We start from the raw sequence: 21,234 nt of genomic DNA, 5'->3' as shown, positions 1-21,234 counted from the left end.
CCTCAGCGGCTTCCTCGCTGCGGGACCGTTTTCACCGGTGGCTCCGCCACAGGCGACAACGCCGTCCTCGTGAGGAAGCCGCTGAGAACCCGCTGCGGTGCCGGTTGATCAGGTGGTCGTCGGCTCAGCGGCTTCGCCGCTGACAGGACACCGACACGACCCGCCGGGCGGGTTCGGAGACGGGCGGTCAGCGGTTGGGTCAGGGGGCCGTTCGTTCCGCTGCCGGGACGCCGGTGAACTCGGCGTGGCGGGGTTCGATGGGTTCCCCGCCGGAGAGCACCACCAGCACCACCCCGATCAGCGCGGCGACCGCCAACGCCCACGACGCCGACACCTTCGGCATGCGTCCCCCTCGTCCCGGCCGGTGCGGGTGCCGCCCGACGACGGCTTCGCCCCCGGCCACCGTCCCCCGGCGGCCCACCGGCTCCGGCATTCTGCGGCACCACCGCCCCGACCGCCCGGTCCCACGCCGACCCGGTGATCGGATCCCGTTGCGGACCAGCCGGATGGCGTCATGACCGGGCGAGGCGCCAGACGACGAGGACCCCGGTTCCCGCCGGGCAGACCTGCTCCGGTGCGGCCGGCGAGCGACCCACCTCGACGAAGCCCAACGCCTTCGGGATGGCGCCGCTGCGCTCGTTCGCCTCGTCGTGCCAGATCTCCACGTGCCCGGCGCCCAGCCGGAACGCCTCGTCGACCAGCGCCAGCGTCGCGCGGCGGGCGATGCCGCGGCCTTCGAAATCCGGGTGCAGCCAGTAGCCGATCTCCAGGCCGCCCGGGCCGATCCGGTCCATCAGGCCCGCCGAACCGATCACCTGCCCGAGCGGGTCCAGCACCGCGTAGGTGTAGGCCTTGCCGTCCACCCACTCGCGGTCGGCCTTGCCGACGAAATCGGTGGCTTCCTTCATCCCGTAGCCCGGTGTCGCCCACGGCATCCACGGCCCCAGGTGCCGGAGGGATTCGGTCACGACCCGCAGCGCCGTGCCCGCGTCCTCCAGCCGCCACCGGCGCAGGTCCACTCCGTCGTGGTGCAACTGCTCGCTCGGCTCCATGCGCGGGAGTCTGCTGCACTCCGCACCCCGGCGGTACCGAATTTCAGGTCCCCGTCCCGCCCTCGTCCGGTTCCTCCTGATCTGACGGCCTCCGCTGCTCGACCCGCCGCACCTGGTCGAGGAGGTGCCGCACCAGCGGCCGGTGCACCGCGCCCGGCAACGCGTGACCCATGCCCGCGATCTCCGCGCACCGCGCCCCGGGGATCGCGGCGGCCAGCAGCCTGCCGTGCGGCGGCGGGTTGATCGGGTCCAGCGGCGCCTGCAGCACCAGCGTCGGAGTGCTGATCCGCGCCAGGCCCGCGCCGCGCTCGACGAGGACCTGCGGCAGGAGCGCGTGCGGGTGCGGTTCCCGGCTGCGCCAGGAGCCGGTGTGCTCGACGTCCCGCAGCTCGATGCGGCGGAACTCGGCGGCGTCGAACGGCAGCTCCTCCCCCGACAGCAGCCGGTGCCACTCGACGCGCTCGGCCAGCGCCGACTCCAGGTCCGCCGCCGCCGACGGCTGCTCGCCGCGGCGCACGAACCACGGCCGAGGACAGCACCACGATCCGCCGCACGCCCGCCCGCACCGCCAGCTCGGCGAACTCCCGCGCGCCGTCCGGCACCGGGAACAGGTACACCGCCGACACGCCGTCCAACGCCGCGCGCAGCTCCGCCGGGCGCTGCAGATCACCGGCCACCACCTCCGCCCGCGCGGGCAGCTCCGCCCGGCGCGGATCACGGGTCACCGCCCGCACCGGCGCGCCGGCCGCCAGCAACCCGCGCACCACCTCCCGGCCGACCGACCCCGTCGCCCCGGTCACCAGCACCGTCATGACATCCCCCAGCAGCTCGCGGACGGGTCTCCCCCGCCTTCCCGATCCGCGACCGTACGCGCAGGTCACAGCCCTGAGCACGCGTCTCGGGCATTCGGATCATCACGTTGACCGGCGCCGCGGAGACCTATCTGGCGCGCCCGCGGACCGATCGACCGGTCGGCCGGGTCCGGCCGAAAGTACGAGGAGCCGGGGATTCCGCGGCCTATCGATCGAGCGGCCCGCGACGCATCGGCCGATCCGGAGCAGCCGCTCGCTCACCTAGATTCATCTCGGGTCAGGGGTACGGGGGTTCGGGGGAACGCGGGTGGCCACCGCCACGGGGCATCGGGCGGCGGCCACCCGCATCAGCGAGGAACGACGGCCGGGCAGCGGTGCGCGGCGAGTGAGGCAGGTTCGATGAACGGCAACAAGGCTTTCGCCCCCGAGTACCAGGGCGCGCTGCGGGACATGTCCGTGAACACGGCGTACGAGGATGTCCTGGAGCAGGCGCGCGACCGGTCCCGGTGGGCGGCCGCCCAGGGCACCGCCCTGGAGCTCGCGCAGGCCGAGCTCGCCGTCGCCGAAGCCTGCCGCAGGCTCGGCCACCTGGAAGAGGCCGACGGGTCGTGGAAGGCCGCCTACCGCGCGGCCCGCACCGCGAGCGACGACGGCGTCCGCGGCTGGGCGCTGTGGAGCGGCGGCACCCTGGCCCGCCAGCGCGGCGAGCTCAACCTGGCGCTGCGGCTGCTCGCTTGGGGCCGGGACCTGTCGTGGCAGGCCGGGGACATCACCGCCTACGGGTACGCGTTCGCCGGGGTCGCCGAGACGCTGCGCATCCAAGGGGACTTCGAACAGGCGCGCGGCCTGCACGAGCACGTGCTCACCGAGGCCCGCAAGCGCGAGGAGTCCCGGCACATCGTGTGGGCGCTGGAAGGCCTCGCCCAGATCGAGCGCAACACCGGTGATCTCGGCTCGGCGGCGGCCCGGTTCGCCGAAGCCGCCCAGGTCGCCGAGGACTCCGGCGACGACCGCGGCCACGCGTGGGCGCTGCGCGGGCAGGCCGACGTGCTCTCGCTGCGCGGCGAGGCCGACCAGGCGCTCGAACTGCTCTCCGCCGCCGAGCGGACCTGCCGGCGAATGGACCTGTCCAGCGCGCTCGCCTACAACCGCAAGATGCGCGGCAACGTCCAGTTCCGCGCCGGGCGCCACCAGGAGGCCGCCCGCACCTACCGGGACGCGCACGACAAGTTCCGCGCGCTGCGCGAGCCGCGCGGCATGGCGCTCGCCCGGCTGGGGCTGCTCAAGAGCCTCGATGCGCTGGGGCGTCCCGCGGAAGCGACGATGGCGGACCTCGTGGCGCTGCGCGACGAGGTCAACGGGAACGAGCTGTGGCAGACCCGCACGATGGTGGAGAACGCGATCGCGGAACGCACCGCCTGAGCGCCAGGGGGCGCGGCCCGCTCGACCGGTTCGCGCCGGTCGGGCGGGCCGTTCCGCTGTCGGAGGCGTTGCGCTTTCGGTGGCGATCCGTGGTCGGTGGCTGTTACCGGGGACTCGTTCCGCTGCACGACCTCGCCGGTCGGCGGGTGGCGCGGTCCCGCCGGGACGGGTCCAGAGCCGCGGTCGGCAGCGGCCGCGGTCAGCCGGAGCCGCAGTCACCGGAGCCGCAGTCAGCAGTGGCCGCTGTCAACCGGGGCGGCGGACTGCCGGGCCGCGGCGGTCGGCCGGGCGGGCGAAAAAAGGGAGGACCGCACCGCGGGTAGCGGGCTACCGTGGCGCCATGTTCGGGCACCAGCACTACCTCTGATCCGCGCCGCCGCGCGCCGCACCACCGTTCCCGGTGGTGCGCGGCCGCGCGCTCCCGCGCCCACGCGCTCGCAGCAGCGGGCGCCCGTCCGGCCGCGAATCCCGGCTCGGCTCCAGGCCTGCTCGGCTCAGCCCCTCGGCTGAGCTCGCACCCAGGGGCTGAGCTCGCCTCCCCGGCTCGACTCGACTCCCAGCTCGACTCGACTCCCGGGTCAACTCGAGCCCGGGCTCGACTGCTCGAATGCCGGGTCAACTCGAACGGAGCACCTCCGTGTCCGAATCCGCCCACATCGCCTTCATGGCCGTCCCCGCGCACGGCCACATCAACCCCGGTCTCGGCCTCGTCGCCGAGCTGACCGCGCGGGGACACCGCGTCACCTACGCGGTCACGGACGACTTCGCGCCGCAGGTCGCGGAGGCCGGTGCCGAACCGGTCCGCTACACCTCGACGCTGCCGTCGGCGGCGACCCAGCAGGAATGGCCGGAGGACCAGGCGGCCGCCGTGCTGCTGTTCGTCGACGAGATGGTCTCGGTGCACCCGCAGCTGACCGCCGCCTACGACGCGGACCGCCCGGACCTGGTCGTCTACGACATCGGGGCCCTGCAGGCACCGGTGCTCGCCCACGAGTGGGGCGTCCCGGCGATCTGCCTGTCGCCGACGCACGTGCGGTTCGAGGGGATCGAGGACCTCTTCGGCTTCGACGAATCCCCCGAGCTGCAGGCGGTGCACGCGAAGGCCGACGCGTTCTTCGCCGAGCACGGTGCGCCGCTGACGTTCGCGACCATGGACCGGGAGTGCAGCGTGGTCACCATTCCGCGCTCGTTCCAGTACCACGCCGAATCGGTGGCGGCGAATCACACGTTCGTCGGGCCGATGCTGACCGGCCGGGACTTCCAGGGGACGTGGCGGCGGACCGGCGAGCGCCCGGTGCTGCTCATCTCGATGGGCTCGGCCTTCACCGACCAGCCGCAGCTGTACCGGGACTGCCTCGCGGCGTTCGGCGGGCTCGACTGGCAGGTGGTGCTGAGCATCGGGAAGGTCGTCGATCCGGCGGTGCTCGGCGAAGTGCCGTCGAACGTCGAGGTGCACCGGTGGGTACCGCAGCTCGACGTCCTGTCCCAGGCCGACGCGTTCATCACGCACGCGGGCATGGGCGGCACGATGGAGGCACTGCACTCGGGGGTGCCGATGATCGCGATCCCGCAGGCCGCGGACCAGTTCGCGAACGCGGCGCGGATCGCCGAGCTCGGCCTCGGCGTGCACCTGCCGAAGGAGGAGGCCACGCCGGACGCCCTGCGGGCGGCGCTGCACCGGGTGTCCACCGATCCGGACGTGCTGGCCCGGTCCGCGGCGATGCGCCGCGAGATCGACGAAGCGGGCGGCGCCCGCACGGCCGCCGACATCGTCGAATCCAGGCTCGGACAGGCCTGATCAGCCGCGGCCCCGCGGCGAGTCGTGTCGTCTTCCTGTCAGCGGCGAAGCCGCTGAGCCGGGACCACCCGAGCAACCGGCCCCGCCGCGGGTTCTCAGCGGTTCCCTCACGAGGACAGCGAAATCGCATGGGGAGCCACCTGCGCAATCGATCCCGCAGCGGGGGAACCGCTGACTGCCCATCGCTGAACCTGCCCGGCGGGTCTCGTCGGTTTCCCGTCAGCGGCGCAGCCGCTGAGCAGCCACCACCCGAGCAACTCGCACCGCCGCGGGTTCCCAGCGACTTCCTCGCGAGGACAGCGATGTCGCCGCATGCCGGACACACATCAGACATCGATCCCGCAGCGAGGAAGTCGCTGCGGTTCCGCCACCCGAGCACTACGCGGCAGAAGCAGCGAGACAGGCAGTGCGGTTCCGCCACCCGACCCCCACGCGGGACGGGACGGCCCCCGCCCCGATCAAGTCCCAGGCCGTTGGTCTGCGGGGAGGGCGCAGGCGGGGGTCGAGCCGGGCAGGCGGTGCCGGTTGGCGGCGATGCGGCGGTAGCCGAAGCGGGCGATCGCGCGCAGCACCGGCAGCGACAGCAGCACCCCCGGCACCGACCACGGGAGCCCGCAGTGCCGCAGCAGCGCGGCCACCGCGTCCGCGCCGCCGGAGACCCGGCCGGTTTCGCCCACCCAGAGCACCTCGTGCCGGGCGCGCTGCTCGGTGGTGCGCAGCGCGGCCAGGTCCGCTTCCTGCCACGGCACGATCCGCGCGCGCAGCGGCAGCTTCTCGGCGATCCGCACGCTCCGGGTGCAGAAGCCGCAGTCCCCGTCGTAGACCAGCACCGGTGTCCGCATGACGATGCCTCCCGTTCCCAGGGTCCGCGCCCGCCCCGCCGCCGTCGAGGCCGCGGGAGCGGGCGGGGGCGACCGCTCAGTCCAGATCGTCGTGGCGCATGAGCTGGCGCCCCGCCTCGGTGAGCGATCCGGACAGCGACGGGTACACGGAGAAGGTGTTCGCCAGGTTCTCCACCGTCACCTGGTTCTGCACCGCCAACGCGATCGGCAGCACCAGTTCGCTCGCGTTCGGCGCGACGACCACGCCACCGATGACCACACCGGTCTGCGGGCGGCAGAACATCTTGATGAACCCGCGGCGCAGGCCTTCCATCTTCGCCCGCGGGTTGGTCGCGAGCGGCAGCGTCACGGTCCGCGCGGGCACTTCGCCGCTGTCGATGGCCTGCGCGCTGATGCCGACGGTGGCGATCTCGGGGTGGGTGAACACGTTGCCCGCGACGGTCTTGAGCTTGATCGGGCTGACGCCTTCGCCGAGCGCGTGCCACATGGCGATCCGGCCCTGCATGGCCGCGACGGACGCGAGCAGCAGCAGCCCGGTGCAGTCGCCCGCGGCGTAGACGCCGGGGACCTGGGTGCGGGACACCCGGTCCACCTTGACGTAGCCGCCGCGGCCGGTCTCCAGGCCGACCCGGTCCAGCCCGATGTCCTCGGTGTTGGGCACCGAGCCGACGGTCATCAGGGCGTGGCTGGCCTCGACTCGCCTGCCGTCGGCGAGGTGCACGACGACGCCCTTCTCGGTGCGCTCGACCCGTTCGGCCCTGGCGTGCTTGACGACCTCGGTCCCGCGCTCGGCGAAGACCTCCTCCAGCACGCCCGCGGCGTCCGCGTCCTCGTGCGGCAGCACCCGGTCCCGGCTGGAGACCAGCGTGACCTTGACGCCCATCTCGGTGTAAGCGGAGGCGAACTCCACCCCGGTGACGCCGGAGCCGATCACGGCCAGGTGTTCGGGCAGTTCGGGGAGGTCGTAGAGCTGGCGCCAGCTGAGGATCCGCTCCCCGTCCGGCACCGCACCCGGCAACACCCGCGGGGTGGCTCCGGTGGCGATGAGCACCACGTCGCCGACGAGCTCCTCGGTGCCGCCGTCGGCCCGGTCCACCCCGATGCGGTGCTGGGCCATGCCGTGCGCGGGGTTGGTGAACCGCGCCCGCCCGGCGATGATCTTGACGCCTTCGCGGCGCACCCGGGCGCGGATGTCGGCGGACTGCGCCAGCGCGAGGCCCTTCACCCGGCCGTGCACCACGGCGGTGTCCACCTCGACGCCGTCCGGGTCGCTGCGGATGCCCAGTTCGCGGACGTCGCGAGCCGCGGACCGCGCGCCGGCCGAGGCGATGAAGGTCTTGGACGGGACGCAGTCGTAGAGCACGCACGCGCCGCCGAGCCCGTCCGGCTCCACCAGCGTCACGTCGGCGCCGTTCTGCGCTGCGACCAGGGCCGCCTCGTAACCGGCAGGCCCACCTCCCATGATCACGATGCGGGTCACTTCGCGGTCCCTCCGTACTCCGAGCCTCGTGGGCGCCACCACCCTATGTCTCGTCCGCTCGCGGCGATTCGGGCGGTACCCGCCGGTTCGCGGCGTTCGGCCCGCGACTCGCCCGCCGCGGTGACGCGGTCCACTCCGACATCGGGCCCATCGATCGCTACCCTGTGGGGCGTGCCGCTGTACGCCGCGTACGGGTCCAACATGGATCCGGCCCAGATGACCGAGCGAGCCCCGCACTCCCCGCTGGCGGGAACGGGCTGGCTGATGGACTGGCGGCTGACCTTCGGTGGTGAGGACTACGGCTGGGAAGGTGCGCTGGCGACGATCGTCGAGCACCCCGGCGAGCAGGTCTTCACCGTGCTGTATGACGTCAGCCCCGAGGACGAACGGCAGCTCGACCGCTGGGAGGGCGCCGAGCTGGCGATGCACAAGAAGCTGCGGCTTCGGGTGCAGACCCTGGACGGCCCGGTGCTCGCCTGGCTGTACGTGCTGGACGCCTACGAAGGTGGTCTGCCGTCGGCCCGCTACCTCGGCGTGATGGCCGATGCCGCGGAGGCGGCGGGCGCACCCGAGGACTACGTGGCGAAGCTGCGCACCCGCCCTTGCGGCAACGTCGGGCCGTGATCCGCTCGGCACCGCCGAGCGACCTGAGCGCCACGTCCCGCGTGTGATAATCACACCGACGGCACACGTCGGTGGTGAGGTGGGTGTGGGCCAGGTCAGCGGAGCGGTGTCCCAGCACGAACGGCGCGAGCGAATCCGGCAGGCGGTGCTCGCCGACGGCACCGTGCGCATCGAACGGCTCGTCGAGGCGTACGGCGTCAGCGGCATGACCATCCACCGGGACCTGGACGTGCTCGAACGCCAGGGCTGGCTGCGCAAGGTGCGCGGTGGCGCCACCTCCACCCCGGGCTCGCTGCTGCCCAGGTCGATCGGCGCCCGCCGGTCCGACGCGGCGGCGGCCAAGTCCTCGATCGCCCGGCACGCGCTGCGCCACCTCTCCCCCGGCCAGGTCGTCGCGCTCGACGACAGCACGAGCGGGCTCGCGGTCGCCGAGCTGCTCGGCGGGCTGGCCCCGCTGACCGTCGTCACCCACTTCCTCCCGGTGATCAACCGGTTGCGGGAGGAGGACGACGTGCACGTGATCGGGCTCGGCGGCGACTACCACCCGGACTACGACGCGTTCTTCGGCCTGCACACCGCGGACATGGCGGGCACCTTGCGCTCGGACGTGCTGCTGCTGTCGGCGACGGCCGTGGTGGACGGGCACTGCCTGCACCGGTCGCAGGAGTCCGTGCAGGTGAAGCGGGCGCTGATGCGCACCGCCGCCACCCGCGTCCTGCTCGCCGACCACTCCAAGTTCGAGCGGCGAGCGGTGCACGAGCTGGCTCCGCTGACCGAGTTCGACCTGGTCGTGGTGGACGCCGCCACCCCGCGTCCCGTGCTGGCGGAGCTGCGCGAGCGCGGGATCGCGGTGGAGGTCGCCGAGGCCTGACCCGGTTACCGGGGCCGCTGCAGGCGTTCCAGCGCGGCGGGCACGTCGGCCAGCGAGAACACCGCGATGTCCGGTTCGGCCAGCTGTTCCGGGGTCGGGTCGGGCGGTGCTTCGCCGCGCACCACCCAGATGGTGCGCATCCCCAGTCGTTGCGCGCCGCGCACGTCGGAGTCGAGCCGGTTGCCCACGTGCACCGCGTTCCGCGGCAGCACCTCGGCCCGGTTCAGCGCGTGCCAGAAGATCTCCGGGTCCGGTTTGGCCACCCCCACCAGCTCCGAGATCGCCCAGTGATCGATGAACGGGGCCACCCCGTCGCGGCGCAGCGCGTCCACGACCAGCGCCCGCTGGTTGGCCACCACGGCGATCGAGCAGCGCTCGGAGAGCACCCGCAGCGCGGGCAGCACATCGGGGTGCAGCGCGGCGGGCGGGTAGAACCAGTAGCTCTCGGCGCGGTCGGACAGCCGTTCCCGGTCGCCGTCGCGGAGGAAGTGCTCGGCCATCGCGGTCCGCAGCGAGCCCTCCTGGGACTGCCTGCGCGCGTCGTAGACGCGCTGGAACTCCGCTTCGAGCAGCATCCCGCCGTTCTCCGCGACCAGTTCGCAGGTCGCCCGCAGCAGCGCTTCCCGGTACCAGGAGTCGTCGTAGACCGGCCCGCCCACGTCCAGCAGCACCAGCTCGACGGGTTCGCCGAGCGCCGCGCGGGATTCCGCCGTGCCGGTGGTCGCGGTCCCGCCGGGCAGGACGGGGGCCGAGCTCCGCGCCGGGTCCGGGAACCGCTCGTCGTTGCGTGCCACTTCGCGTCCTCCTCGTCCCGCGGCCCCGGCGAATCCGCGCATCGGCGCGGCGGGAGCACCTGCCGGATCGGGCCGGAATACCGGGTTCCTCGCTGAACATAACGCATTCTGATGCGGTCATCACAGCCGTTCGTGTGATGGTGCGGAGCTCGTTCACGACGCACCTCCGGGCCGCCCGGCGAGCGCGGTCGCGGGCGGGGCGGCGGCTTCGATGCGGGCGATGACCGGGATCGCGCCGGACGGGCCGAGCCGCGCGAGGTCGAGCAGTTCGCAGGCGCGCCGGGTGCCGCGGCGGTCCCGCCTGCGGTCGACCTGTTCGGCCACCACGGCGTGGAACCGCGCGGCGGCCGGGCCCAGTGCGGCCAGCGCCTGTTCGAGGCAGGCCAGCGCGGTGCGCCGTTCCCCGGTGCAGAGCATCTCGACCAGCGCGATCTCGAGCGCGTGCACCCGCAGCCCGTCGAGTTCCAGCACCTCGGACTCGCGCAGGCACATCTGCTTGATCGACAGGCCGCGGACCGAGCGGGGCTGGCGGTGGTAGGGCACGGCGAGGTGCACGGCCGCGTCGTCGAACGCCTCGGTGCAGCCGTGCATCGCGGCGGCGGTCGGCCCGGTGAGCACGGCGTCCGGACCGGCGCGCAGCAGCGCGGCTTCGGCCCGCGCGAGGGAGTCCCGGGCGCGCCGGGCGGGCAGCACCACGCCGCCCCAGGGTTCGACCCAGCGGCCCGCGTCCAGTTCGGCGCTCAGCCCGTCCGCGCCGAGGAGTTCCTCGGCGACGGGACGGGTGAGCGCGCCGTGCCGCGAGGCGCCTGGTCGTCGTCCGCAGCTCGGTGCGAAGCGACCCCGGTGGCGCTGGGCCGGAGCGGCGCGCGGGCCGACCGGGTCGGGGCGCTCGGTGGGGCGCTCAGTGGCGGCGGGGGCGGCGGATCCGCCACGGGTGGCGGTGCGCAGGTTCGCGGTCATGCCCTGAAGAGGCCGTGCACCCCCGCACAGATACACCTCGATCGGGTGAAGACCCGATGGCGGAGCCGTTCCCGCACGTCAGCGCGCCAGCGCCGCCAGCGCCGTCCCCACCATCACCCGGATGCCGACCAGCAGCGCCCGCTCGTCCAGGTCGAACGTCGGCTGGTGCAGGTCCCGCGCCCGCGCCTGCCCGGAGCGCACCCCGAGCCGCACGAACGCCCCCGGCACGTGCTCCAGGTACCAACCGAAGTCCTCCCCACCGGAGGACTGCGGGGTCCCGGTCACCGCGTGCTCGCCGAGCGCCTCCTGGATCGCCGCGGACATCAGCTCGGTGCTCGCGGCGTCGTTGACCACCGGCGGCACGCCGCGGCGGTGCTGCAAGTCGAAGCCCACGCCCAGCGGCGCCAGCAGTCCGGCGACGAGTTCCCTGGTCAGCGGTTCCAGCTCCGCCCAGGTGCCGCGGTCGCCGGTGCGCAGCGTGCCGGTGAGCACGCCGGTCTGCGGGATCGCGTTCGGCGCCTCCCCCGCGTGCACCGCGCCCCAGGTCAGCACGGTGCCGGTGCGCGGGTCGACGCGGCGGGACAGCAGCGTCGGCAGCCCGGTGATCACCGTGCCGAGCGCGTGCACCAGGTCCGCGGTCAGGTGCGGCCGCGAGGTGTGCCCGCCCGGCGAGTTCAGCCGCAGCTCCAGCAGATCGCTGGCGGAGGTGATCGCCCCGGACTTCACGCCGATCCGGCCGACCGGCAACCGCGGATCGCAGTGCAGCCCGAAGATCTGCTCCACCCCGTCGAGCCCGCCCGCGGCCAGCACGTCCAGCGCACCGCCCGGCATGACCTCCTCCGCGTGCTGGAAGATCAACCGAACGCGTCCGGGCAGTTCGGACCGGGCGGTCGCCAGCGCCAGCGCCGCGCCCAGCAGGACCGTGGTGTGCGCGTCATGCCCGCAGGCGTGCGCGACCCCGTCGGTGCCCGAGGAGAACGGCAGCCCGGTCGCCTCGGTCAGCGGCAGCGCGTCGATGTCCGCGCGCAGCGCGACGGTGCGCCGCGGCTGGCCGGTCTCCGGGCCGATGTCGCAGAGCAGTCCGGTCCCGCCGGGCAGCACCCGCGGGCTCAGCCCGGCTCCGGTGAGCCGGTCGAACAGGAACGCGGTGGTCTCGTGCTCGGCGCGGGAGAGCTCCGGGTTCGCGTGGATGTGCCGCCGCCAGGCGACCACCTGCCCCGCGTTGGCGTCGAGCCAGGAGTCGAGCCAGGCCGGGCCGCGTCCGGCGCCGAGGTCCTCCACGCCGGACATGGTGTCGCCGCCGTCGCCGATCGGCTCGCCGGACGGGCCGGCGCCCAGTTCGGCCTGCCGGGCGTCCGCTGCGATGCCCGATCCGCCGTCGTTCGGTGTCTTGCGCGGCTCGGGGCCGCGTGAATCCAGTACCGTCACGCCACGCCTCCCGACGTGTGTTGCCGTCGCACCGGGCCGGGGGCGTCCCCCTGCCCGGCCGAGTTGTGCTTCCCGGTCCGCCCCGGGCGGTCTTCGGCCGAGTTCGCGAGCCGCGATCTCAGGCCGGGGTCGGTGGCCGCCGCTACCGCCGTCCAGGCCATCGCCACCGCACCGTCGAGCACCGCTCGGTCCGCCGAGGGCGAAGCGCAGGCGGCGGCGAACTCGGCCTGGTGGGTCACCGCGTCGCCGCAGTCCAGCGCGATCATCGGGTGGATCGCGGGCAGCAGCTGCGACACGTTGCCCATGTCGGTGCTGCCGATGACCCGGTCGGCCTGCTCGGCGCGCGGCACCGGTTCCCTGCCGAGCTCGGTGATCGCCGCGCGGTAGGCCTCGGAGAGCTCGTCGTCGCAGGACAGTTCGGCGTACACCGGTGAGATCTGCACGACCTCGCTGGTGCAGCCGGTCGCGGTCGCTCCCGCCTCGAAGCAGGCCCGGATGCGGTTCTCCAGGCGCTCCAAGGAGGCCGATTCGGCGGCGCGCAGGTTGTACATCGCCGCGGTACGGGCGGGAACGACGTTCGGCGCGGCACCGCCCGAGGTGACGATACCGTGCACCATCTGCCCGGATTCGAGGTGCTGGCGCAGCAGCCCGATGGCGACCTGCGCGACGGTGAGCGCGTCGGCGGCATTGACGCCGAGCTCCGGCGCGGCCGCCGCGTGCGCGGCGCGGCCGGTGTAGCGCACCTCGAGGTCGTTGATGGCCAGCGAGCGCGGCGCGCAGATCTCGTCCGGACCGGGGTGCACCATCATCGCCATCGCGAGCCCGTCGAACGCGCCGCGTTCCAGCATGAGCACCTTGCCGCCGCCGAGCTCCTCGGCGGGGGTGCCGATGACGCGGACCGTGATGCCGAGCGCGTCGGCGACCTCCGCGAGGGCGAGGGCGGCGCCCACCGCGGCCGCGGCGATGATGTTGTGCCCGCAGGCGTGGCCGATCTCGGGCAGCGCGTCGTACTCGGCGCAGATGCCGATGACCAGGTCACCGGTGCCGCGGTCGGCGGTGAAGGCGGTGTCGAGCCCCGCGACGGGCGCGGTCACCTCGAACCCGTGCGCCGCGAGCAGCTCGCGCACCTTCGCGGCGCTGCGGTGCTCGGCGAAGGCGGTCTCGGGCTCGGCGTGCAGCCCGCGGGCGAGCTCGACGAGTGCGCGCTCGTGGCGTCGGACGATCTCCCGGCAGGTGGCGCGGGTTTCGGAGCGGAGCGCGGTGTCGGCGGCGGAGTCCTGGTTCATGTGCCGACCATCCTGCACGACCGGACGGGCCGGGAACCCGGAGTCGACGTCCCGAACCGCCAGCCGGTCGGCGGATTGCGCTCAGCGGCATCGCGTGTTCAGCCGAGGAGTAGAAGTTTCACCGTCAACTTCTTCCGCGAATTCCAAGTGAGCGCCGGGCCGCTCCGGCGACGAAAACCCGTTCCGCAATTCCGCGGGCCGTGCCCAGCGGGAACATCCGCGACGGGGATTCCGCAGTGGATATTCCACCCGGTCGGACGGTACTGCGGGTGATCACCCGGAAGTAGGGTGTGGGCCGGCACCGGTCGGGGGGCTTCCCGGTGCCGGCCCACGTCTGCGAGGGGCGCGAACCCCAAGTGTCGAACCGTCCTGCCGGGAGCGCGCGGCACGCCCGGAGCGGCGCGCACAACCCGTGCAGTTGTGAAAATCCCACAGGTTAGCCCGCCAGGTCTAGGCCATAGCGCGAAATCTTCGAAAAGAATGCCGAAAACCGACCGCGTTGCCCTTTTTCCCGGTCGGTTCGGCGAGGGAAATCCCTATCGCTTCCACTTGAAGCTGAAGATCGGTCGCTTGCGCGCCTTCCGCGAGAGCAGCACCGCGGCGATGAGCACCATCCCGGCGATACCGGTCATGAGCCGCTGCTTGTCCTCGGCCGCGCTCTGGCGGTCACCGTTCAGATCGGGCCCGGGCGGCGCCTGCGCGAGGACCGCGGCGGGCGCGACGGGAGCCGCGGCGGCCTCCGCTGGGGCGGCGCCACCGGCCGCGGGCGAGAACAGCAGAACCCCGCCGAGCGTCAGGACCGCGAGCAGTCGCCCCATGCGTGCCATCAGCACTCCACACCTTTCCGCGCTTCGCGGCGACGGCCGCCGCACCAGGTCATTTGATCACAGAGCCGGGGGTGCTCGCCGCTGCGCGCGGCAGGATGCCCGGATCGTCGCAACATGGTGTCAGTCGGTGATGTAGGACGACTTGCCGTCGGACGTGGCGCACTGCGACTTCGTCCGGTCCGTCGGGGTGCTGGCGCAGCCGTAGTCCTCGAAGTTCGCGAACCTGCCGCTGCCCTGGTACTCGTCGCGGGGCAGCGAGAGGTACTTGGTCATCACCCGATCGGCCTCCCCGCAGCTGAGCACCGCACCGGCGTCGTTGCGCCCGGCGAACAGCTGGTAGCTGGTGCCCGCCTTGTTGGTGATGGTGCCGCAGGCGACGTCCCCGCGGTCGGGTTCGGTGCTCGTCTCGTCGGCGGCGGAGGTCGGTTCGTCGTCCGGCGTGCTGGTGTTCTGCGTGGTGCGGCCGGTGGTCGCGGTGGTGCTCACCGCGGGATCGGGCGGGGTCGCGCTGGTGGGCGCGCCCGCGGCCGGCGGCGAGATGGGCTTGGGCAGCGTGACCACGGCCGGGGGTTCCTGGCCGGGGGCGGCCTCGGGGGCGCCCCCGCACCCGGCGAGGCAGAGCCCCGCGATCACCGCTCCGGCCACCGGTCCGACGCGCATGAGTGCTCCCTCGTTGCCTGTGCCGCCTCGTCGTCCGTGGGACGCGGGGCCGATCACCCGGGTTGATCGGGTGTGGGGGAGAACACTGCGCGGGCGCACAACCTCTCCGGGCGGAACGGTACCCGCAGCGCACGCGGGCGGATCAAGGCCGGTCGGATTCGCGGCCGATGCGCTCGCCCATCTCGTCGACGACCAGGTTCTCCTGGCGGATGCTGTCGGTCCGGTACGCCGCGCGCCCCACCAGCTGCGCCAGCACCGGCGCGGTGAGCACCTGGAACAACGCGACCAGCCCCAGCGCCAGCGAGTAGTGGAAGTCCAGCTGCAGCGCGGTGCCGATCAGCACCAGGATCAGCCCGAGCGTCTGCGGTTTCGTCGCGGCCTGCAGCCGGGCGGTGACGTCCGGGAACGTCAGCAGCCCGATCGAGCCGAGCAGGCAGGACAGCGCGCCGAGCACCAGGCAGCAGGCGGAGATCACGTCGAGCACGCTCACCGGTACGGCTCCTTCTTCTCGACGAGGCGGGCCGCGCTGGTCGAACCGATGAAGGCCAGCAGCGCGAACGTGGTCAGCAGCGCGATGTTCGAGCCGTCCCGCAGCCAGCCCATGCTCACGCAGGTGGCGGCCACGATCAGCGTGACGATGACGTCCAGCGCCACGATGCGGTCCAGCGTCGACGCGCCCAGGATCATCCGGATCAGCGCGAGCAGCGCCGCCAGGCACAGCAGCGCGAAGGTCACGACGAACACGACGTCCATCAGGCGTCCTCCTTCCCCTCGACCTCGGTGGACCGCTCGATGCGGCCGACGAGCTCCAGCTCCGCGGCGGAGCCGACGGCCCGGACGATGCGCCGCTCCAGCGCCAGCACCTCGCGCCGCACCAGGTCCTCGCCGCCGGCGCGCATCCCGAGCGCGTACACGTAGCAGATGCGGTGCGCCCGATCGATCTGCATGACGAACTTGCCGGGCGCCAGCGACACCGCGTTGGCGACCATCGCGGTGAGGTGGTCCGAATCGGTCAGCAGCGTCACCTGCACGATGCCCGCGCTGGTCCGCGGCCCGTACCGGATCGCCTGCCAGGACACCCGCACCGTGGACACCACCAGGTCCACCGCCAGGTAGCAGACCAGCCGCAGCATCGACAGCGGCCGCACCACCATGTGCGTGGTGACCGGCGGCAGCGGGAACACGGTCGTCACCAGCAGCGCCACCAGCAGGCCGAACACCAGGGTGCCCAGGTCGAGGGTGCCCCACAGCAGGATCCACACGACCGTCAGCCACAGCACCAGCGGCAGCCTGCGCAGCGCTCGTCGGGCCGGCGTGGTCATCGCGCACCTCCCAGCACCGCTTCGCGGTAGGTCGTGCCCTGCATCAGGTCGTCGGCGGCCCGCTCGCTGACCCCGGCCAGCGGCCCGGCGACGAGCGCGATGACCACGCTGGCCGTGACCAGGACCCCGGTGGCGGCGACCATCGGGCGGGTGGAGTTTCCGGTGCCGACGACGAGCTCGTCGTCCGGGTCGGGGTCGGCTTCGGGCGCGCGGACCTGCCCCCAGAACGCCCTGGTCCACACCCGCGCCATCGCGTACAGCGTGAGCAGGCTGGTGAGGATCGTGCCCGCGGTGACCACGTACGCCGACCAGGTCCCGGCGCCGATGCCCGCCTGCAGCAGCGCCAGCTTCGCGACGAACCCGGAGAACGGCGGCACCCCGGCGAGGCTCAGCGCGGGCAGCGCGAACAGCACCGCGATCATCGGCGCGGCCTTCGCCAGCCCGCCCATCCGGCTCAGCGCGACGGTGCCGGTGTGCCGGGTGATCAACCCGCTGACCAGGAACAGCGTGGCCTGCACGGTGATGTGGTGCACCACGTAGAGGATCACGCCGGTCAGCCCGATGACGTCGTAGACGCCGAGCCCGAACAGCATGTAGCCGATGTGGCTGACCAGCAGGAACGACAGCATCCGGTTGAGGTCGTTCTGCGCGAGCGCGCCCAGCGCCCCGACCAGCATGGTGACCAGCGCGATCACCAGCATCAGCGTCCAGCTGCGGTCGTGGCTGAACACCAGGGTCTGGGTGCGGATCAGCGCGTAGATGCCGACCTTGGTGAGCAGCCCGGCGAACACGGCGGTGACCGGGGCGGGCGCGGTCGGGTAGCTGTCCGGCAGCCAGAAGTGCAGCGGCACCATCGCCGCCTTCACCCCGAACACGATCACCATCATCAGCCCGAGCGCCACCTGCAGGCCTTCGGGCAGCAGCGCCACCTTCCCGCCGAGGTCGGCGAGGTTCACCGTGGCCGTCGCCGCGTACACCAGCCCGATCATGGTGATGAACAGCAGCGACGAGGTGAGGCTGACGATCACGTAGGTCATGCCCGCGCGCACCCGGCTGGCCGTGGTGCGCCGCGTGATCAGCACGTACGAGGAGGACAGCATGATCTCGAACGCGACGAACAGGTTGAACAGGTCGCCCGCGAGGTAGGCCAGCGACACCCCGGCGCACAGCACCAGGTACATCGGGTGGAACGTGGTGCTGGCCCGTTCCCGGCCGTAGTCGGTGAGCCGCTGCCCGATCGAGTAGATCAGCACCGCGAAGGTCACCACCGCCGAGACCACCAGCAGCAGCGCGGACAGCCGGTCCGCGATCAGCGTGATGCCCGCGGGCGCCGCCCAGCCGCCGAGCTGCAGCACGACGGGACCGGTGCGGTCGGTGAGGTACAGCAGGAACCCGGCGTCGACGATGATCGCGGCGAGCACGACCAGGCCGATGATGCGCTGGAAGTCGGCGAACCGGCCCAGGGCGAGGGACATCCCGGCGGCCGCCAGCGGCAGCAGGACGGGCAGGGCCACGAGGACCGTCACTGAGTGGCCTCCCGTTCGAGTTCGTCTTCGTTCGCCTTGTCGTCCTCGGATTCGGCGAGCCTGCGCTCCAGCCGCCGGATCCGGCGGTCCTCGACGTCGTCGCGGACCTCGTCGTGCCCGAGCAGCACCCACGAGCGGTACGCGAGCGCGAGCAGGAAGGTGGTGAGCGCGAAGGTGATCACGATCGCGGTCAGCGCCATCGCCTGCGGCAGCGGGTCGGTCATCTGCTCCGGCGCCGCGTCGCCGAGGATCGGGGCCCGCCCGGGCGGTCCGCCCGCCAGCTGCAGCAGCAGGTTGGCGCCGTGCCCGACGATCACCGTGCCGATCAGGATGCGCATCAGCGAGCGCTGCATGAGCAGGTAGAACCCCGCGGAGTACAGCGTCGCCAGCACCACGGCCATGGTGAGGTTCACGGTGAGGTTGGCGGTCATGCCTGTCCCCTCTCCGCCGCGACCGCGTCGGTCTCCACCCCGGAGCCGAGCGTGCGCAGCAGGTCCAGCACCACGCCGATGATCAGCAGGTAGACGCCGATGTCGAGCAGGATGCTGGAGACGAACTTGATCTCGCCCAGCAGCGGGACGGCGATCTTGAAGATGGCGCTCTCGAGCAGCTCGTGCCCGAACAGCAGCGGCAGGAACCCGGTGAGGGTGGCGATGGTGAGCCCGAGCCCGATCAGCACCGGCGGCCGCAGCGAGATGATCGCGCTGTCGTCCATCCGGCCGCCTGCGAGGTAGCGCAGCGCGAACGCCTGCCCGGCGACGAGGCCGCCGCTGAACCCGCCGCCGGCCCGGTCGTGCCCGGCGAACAGCAGGTAGATCGACAGCACCAGCACGGTCGGGAACACGATGCGGGCCGCGAGTTCGAGCAGCACGGCCCGTTCCCGGCCGTCGCGGGGGAAGCCGGACAGCAGCCAGCGCTCCCGCGGCGCGTCCCACCCGGTCCACGGCACGCCGCGGCGTTCCCCGTTGCGGGGGGCGGTGATCCTGGGGTCGGTCATGCCTGTTCCTCCTCCTGGCTCCGCCCGTTCCCGCTCCCGTTCCCGTTGCCGCTGAGCACGACCTGGGGGCGTTCCGCGGGGGCCGACGCCTGCGCGCCGCGGGAGCTGCGGCGCCTGCGGTCGAACCGGGAGGCCAGCACGAGGCTGGCGACGCCGGTCGCGGCGACGGCGAGCACGGAGATCTCGCCGACGGTGTCGAACGCCCGGAAGTCGACGAGGATCGCGTTGACGATGTTGGTGGCCCCGGCGCCGTACTCGGACTGCGCGATGAACTCGGCGCTGGCCTCCGGCGGCCGCTGCCGCGCCGCGCTGAACAGCACCGCGCCGAGCGCGATGACCACGCCGCCCGCCACCGACAGCGCCAGCTTCGGCCAGCGCAGCGACCGCGCCGCGTCGCCCTTGGTGAACCGGGCGGGCAGCCGCCGCAGCACGAACACGAACGCGACCATGGTGAGCGTCTCGACCAGGAACTGGGCCAGCGCCACGTCCGGCCCGCCGTCCACGATGAACAGCCCGCCGATGCCGTAGCCGATCACGCCAACCAGCAGCACCGCGGTGAGCCGCCGCTTCGCCCGCACCACCGCGATCGCCGCGATCACCACCAGGATCGCGGGCGGGATCTGCAGCAGGTTGTGGTGCAGCGCCATGTCCGCGGGCACGTGCGCGTGGTAGACGAGCACCGATCCGGGGACGGCGACCACGGTGAGCAGGATGATCGCCAGGTAGGTCGGCAGCGAACCGACCTGGGTGCGGCCGGTGACGCCGACGGCGGTGCGCTCCAGCAGCGCCATGATCCGCTCGTAGCCGCGCTGCGCGTCCAGCGGCTTCGGCAGCCTGGCCCGCAGCGCGGTGAGCGGGGTGCGCACCGAGTGCACCCACAGCCCGGCGGCGACCGCGATCACCGAGAACAGCAGCGGCAGCTCGAAGCCGTGCCAGAGCACCAGGTGCGGCGCGTCGGCACCGACGCCGAACACGGCCGCGTAGGACCCGGCGAGCTCGTCGGTCAGCGGGTAGCCGATGCCGAGCACCACCCCGGCGAACGCGGGGATCGCCGCGGGCACCAGCAGCACGGCGCCGGGCTGCTTCCCGGCGGTGGGCGCCACGCCCGGCTTGCGGGCGAACGCGCCCCACAGCATCCGCGCGCTGTAGGCGACGGTGAACACCGAGCCGAGCAGCAGCACGAGGTCGATGAGCAGCCCGGTGCCGCCGCCCTCCTCCAGGAACGCGCCGAACGCGGCTTCCTTCCCGAGGAAGCCGAGCATCGGCGGCAGGCCCGCCATCGAGGCCACCGCCAGCGCCGCGATGGTCGCCAGCGCGGGCATCCGCCGCCCCAGCCCGGACAGCTCCCGCACGTCCCGGGTGCCGGTCTGGTGGTCGACGATGCCGACGACGAGGAACAGGGTCGCCTTGAACATGCCGTGCGCCAGCAGCATCGCCGCCCCGGCCAGCGCGGCCGCGTAGGTGCCCTGCCCGACCAGCACCATCAGGAAGCCGAGCTGGCTGACGGTGCCGTAGGCGAGCAGCTTCTTCAGGTCCGTCTCGTGCAGCGCCCGCCAGCCGCCGAAGACCATCGTGACCAGGCCGAACACCGCGGTCGGCACCCACCACTCCGGCACTCCGACGAACACCGGGCCGAGCCGGGCCACCAGGAACACCCCGGCCTTCACCATCGAGGCCGCGTGCAGGTAGGCGCTGATCGGGGTGGGCGCGACCATCGCGGTCGGCAGCCAGTTGTGGAACGGCACCTGCGCCGACTTGGTGAGCGCGCCGACGAGGATCAGCGAGGCGGCGACGGCGGCGGGGGTGCCGCCCGGCGGCTCGGCGATGATCTCCGAGATCCGGTAGGTGCCCGCGGCCTCGCCGAGCACGACGAAGCCGAGCAGCATCACCAGCCCGCCCATCGTCGTGATCATCAGCGCCTGCAGCGCCGACCGCCGCGACTCGCGGCTGATGCCCGCCTGCCCGACCAGCAGGAAGGAGCAGACCGTCGTCAGCTCCCAGAAGACGTAGACGGTGAGCAGGTCGTCGGCCAGGACCAGCCCGAACATGGTGCCCGCGAACGTCAGCAGCAGCGGCGCGGAACGGCGGGCGTCACCGCTGCCCGCGTGGAAGTAGCCGATCGCGTAGACCAGCACCAGCACCCCGATGCCGGACACCAGCAGCGTCATCAGCACCGCGAGCGCGTCCAGCCGGAAGGTGAATTCGAGACCCAGCAGCGGCGACCACGGGACCTCCTCCACGATGGCGTCCCCGCTGAGCACCGCACCCGACCGGGCGAGCACCCAGGTCAGCGCGGCCGCCGGCGGCAGGGCGGCGATCGCGAAGGCCATCCCGGTGTTGCGCCGGGCTACGATCGGCAACGCCAGAGCCACCAGCAGGTGGACGAGGACGAACGCGGACAAGGGCACCTCCTCGGCGAGCCGGTGATCAGACCGTGGACCAGGCGACCCCGTGGAATTGTTCGTCACTCACGCTGCGCCCACCATCGCGCGGCCCCACCGGGGGTCCGATGGGGCCTTCGGGCACTCCCGCC

General features: G+C 73.0%; 22 protein-coding genes and 1 pseudogene. 4 read left to right on the top strand and 19 right to left on the bottom strand.

The features are described 5' to 3' along the window. Positions 1-199: 199 nt before the first annotated feature. From AC29IT_RS25545 to AC29IT_RS25530, 4 genes and pseudogenes are all read right to left on the bottom strand, one after another. Positions 200-343, bottom strand: a complete 144-nt coding sequence (locus AC29IT_RS25545) for a hypothetical protein (protein ID WP_358439102.1) — start codon at positions 341-343, stop codon at positions 200-202. Positions 344-512: 169 nt separating this feature from the next. Beyond that, complete coding sequence (locus AC29IT_RS25540) at positions 513-1,052, bottom strand: GNAT family N-acetyltransferase (protein WP_488220363.1); 540 nt, start codon at positions 1,050-1,052, stop codon at positions 513-515. A 43-nt stretch (positions 1,053-1,095) separates the two neighbouring features. Next, a complete protein-coding gene (locus tag AC29IT_RS25535) occupies positions 1,096-1,569 on the bottom strand; it encodes an alpha/beta fold hydrolase (RefSeq protein ID WP_488220362.1) in 474 nt (157 codons plus the stop codon). 34 nt (positions 1,570-1,603) lie between these two features. Continuing rightward, positions 1,604-1,864: pseudogene (locus AC29IT_RS25530) on the bottom strand (SDR family oxidoreductase); the annotation flags it as partial. Between the two features lie 399 nt (positions 1,865-2,263). Here AC29IT_RS25530 and AC29IT_RS25525 point away from each other — a divergent pair. Together AC29IT_RS25525 and AC29IT_RS25520 are read left to right on the top strand one after the other, a co-directional pair. Next, positions 2,264-3,286: a tetratricopeptide repeat protein gene (locus AC29IT_RS25525; RefSeq protein WP_358439114.1), complete on the top strand. Its 1,023-nt coding sequence runs from the start codon at positions 2,264-2,266 to the stop codon at positions 3,284-3,286. A 607-nt stretch (positions 3,287-3,893) separates the two neighbouring features. Beyond that, on the top strand, positions 3,894-5,084 hold the full coding sequence (locus AC29IT_RS25520) for a macrolide family glycosyltransferase (protein ID WP_488220361.1): 1,191 nt from the start codon (positions 3,894-3,896) through the stop codon (positions 5,082-5,084). A gap of 458 nt (positions 5,085-5,542) precedes the next feature. On the opposite strand, the gene AC29IT_RS25515 is transcribed toward AC29IT_RS25520, so the two are convergent. Together AC29IT_RS25515 and AC29IT_RS25510 are read right to left on the bottom strand one after the other, a co-directional pair. Beyond that, entirely contained in the window at positions 5,543-5,926 is a 384-nt protein-coding gene (locus AC29IT_RS25515) for a thiol-disulfide oxidoreductase DCC family protein (protein WP_488220360.1), read from the bottom strand. A gap of 76 nt (positions 5,927-6,002) precedes the next feature. Next, positions 6,003-7,406, bottom strand: coding sequence for an NAD(P)H-quinone dehydrogenase (locus tag AC29IT_RS25510; RefSeq protein ID WP_358439124.1), 1,404 nt, complete (start codon positions 7,404-7,406; stop codon positions 6,003-6,005). Between the two features lie 171 nt (positions 7,407-7,577). Between AC29IT_RS25510 and AC29IT_RS25505 the strand changes: the two genes are divergently transcribed. Continuing rightward, on the top strand, positions 7,578-8,030 hold the full coding sequence (locus AC29IT_RS25505; protein ID WP_358439127.1) for a gamma-glutamylcyclotransferase: 453 nt from the start codon (positions 7,578-7,580) through the stop codon (positions 8,028-8,030). An 85-nt stretch (positions 8,031-8,115) separates the two neighbouring features. Continuing rightward, positions 8,116-8,901 carry a DeoR/GlpR family DNA-binding transcription regulator gene (locus AC29IT_RS25500; RefSeq protein WP_488220359.1) on the top strand — a complete coding sequence of 262 codons (786 nt, stop codon included), beginning with the start codon at positions 8,116-8,118 and terminating at the stop codon, positions 8,899-8,901. A 5-nt stretch (positions 8,902-8,906) separates the two neighbouring features. Here the strand turns inward: AC29IT_RS25500 and AC29IT_RS25495 are convergent, their stop codons facing one another. The 13 genes from AC29IT_RS25495 to mbhE form a co-directional block, all read right to left on the bottom strand. Then, positions 8,907-9,695: an HAD family hydrolase gene (locus AC29IT_RS25495; protein ID WP_488220358.1), complete on the bottom strand. Its 789-nt coding sequence runs from the start codon at positions 9,693-9,695 to the stop codon at positions 8,907-8,909. Positions 9,696-9,848: 153 nt separating this feature from the next. Continuing rightward, positions 9,849-10,655 (bottom strand): hypothetical protein, encoded by an 807-nt coding sequence (locus AC29IT_RS25490; RefSeq protein WP_488220357.1) that lies wholly within the window; start codon positions 10,653-10,655, stop codon positions 9,849-9,851. A 78-nt stretch (positions 10,656-10,733) separates the two neighbouring features. Beyond that, positions 10,734-12,083, bottom strand: a complete 1,350-nt coding sequence (locus AC29IT_RS25485) for an amidohydrolase (RefSeq protein ID WP_488220356.1) — start codon at positions 12,081-12,083, stop codon at positions 10,734-10,736. Further along, positions 12,080-13,369, bottom strand: coding sequence for an amidohydrolase (locus tag AC29IT_RS25480; protein ID WP_488220355.1), 1,290 nt, complete (start codon positions 13,367-13,369; stop codon positions 12,080-12,082). Before AC29IT_RS25480 ends, AC29IT_RS25485 begins: the two co-directional genes overlap by 4 nt. A gap of 536 nt (positions 13,370-13,905) precedes the next feature. Next, positions 13,906-14,196: a hypothetical protein gene (locus AC29IT_RS25475; protein ID WP_488220354.1), complete on the bottom strand. Its 291-nt coding sequence runs from the start codon at positions 14,194-14,196 to the stop codon at positions 13,906-13,908. A 120-nt stretch (positions 14,197-14,316) separates the two neighbouring features. Further along, positions 14,317-14,856, bottom strand: coding sequence for a hypothetical protein (locus AC29IT_RS25470; protein WP_488220353.1), 540 nt, complete (start codon positions 14,854-14,856; stop codon positions 14,317-14,319). A 142-nt stretch (positions 14,857-14,998) separates the two neighbouring features. Continuing rightward, entirely contained in the window at positions 14,999-15,346 is a 348-nt protein-coding gene (mnhG, locus tag AC29IT_RS25465) for a monovalent cation/H(+) antiporter subunit G (RefSeq protein ID WP_358439146.1), read from the bottom strand. Beyond that, positions 15,343-15,609, bottom strand: a complete 267-nt coding sequence (locus tag AC29IT_RS25460; protein ID WP_358439149.1) for an MrpF/PhaF family protein — start codon at positions 15,607-15,609, stop codon at positions 15,343-15,345. Before AC29IT_RS25460 ends, mnhG begins: the two co-directional genes overlap by 4 nt. Further along, the gene (locus AC29IT_RS25455; protein WP_358439152.1) at positions 15,609-16,178 is read right to left on the bottom strand and encodes a Na+/H+ antiporter subunit E; all 570 of its coding nucleotides are present in this window, start codon (positions 16,176-16,178) and stop codon (positions 15,609-15,611) included. The genes AC29IT_RS25460 and AC29IT_RS25455 overlap by 1 nt, the downstream gene beginning before the upstream one ends. Then, the gene (locus AC29IT_RS25450) at positions 16,175-17,704 is read right to left on the bottom strand and encodes a Na+/H+ antiporter subunit D (protein WP_358439155.1); all 1,530 of its coding nucleotides are present in this window, start codon (positions 17,702-17,704) and stop codon (positions 16,175-16,177) included. Before AC29IT_RS25450 ends, AC29IT_RS25455 begins: the two co-directional genes overlap by 4 nt. Then, complete coding sequence (locus AC29IT_RS25445; protein ID WP_358439158.1) at positions 17,701-18,135, bottom strand: Na(+)/H(+) antiporter subunit C; 435 nt, start codon at positions 18,133-18,135, stop codon at positions 17,701-17,703. The genes AC29IT_RS25450 and AC29IT_RS25445 overlap by 4 nt, the downstream gene beginning before the upstream one ends. Then, positions 18,132-18,701, bottom strand: a complete 570-nt coding sequence (locus tag AC29IT_RS25440; RefSeq protein ID WP_358439160.1) for an MnhB domain-containing protein — start codon at positions 18,699-18,701, stop codon at positions 18,132-18,134. Before AC29IT_RS25440 ends, AC29IT_RS25445 begins: the two co-directional genes overlap by 4 nt. After that, complete coding sequence (gene mbhE / locus AC29IT_RS25435; RefSeq protein ID WP_358439163.1) at positions 18,698-21,103, bottom strand: hydrogen gas-evolving membrane-bound hydrogenase subunit E; 2,406 nt, start codon at positions 21,101-21,103, stop codon at positions 18,698-18,700. The genes AC29IT_RS25440 and mbhE overlap by 4 nt, the downstream gene beginning before the upstream one ends. Positions 21,104-21,234: the final 131 nt, after the last annotated feature.

The organism is Saccharopolyspora sp. MMCC62 (assembly GCF_057736575.1).
The sequence above is the reverse complement of the archived record's forward strand: the minus strand, read 5'-3'. Positions and strand labels throughout refer to the sequence as shown.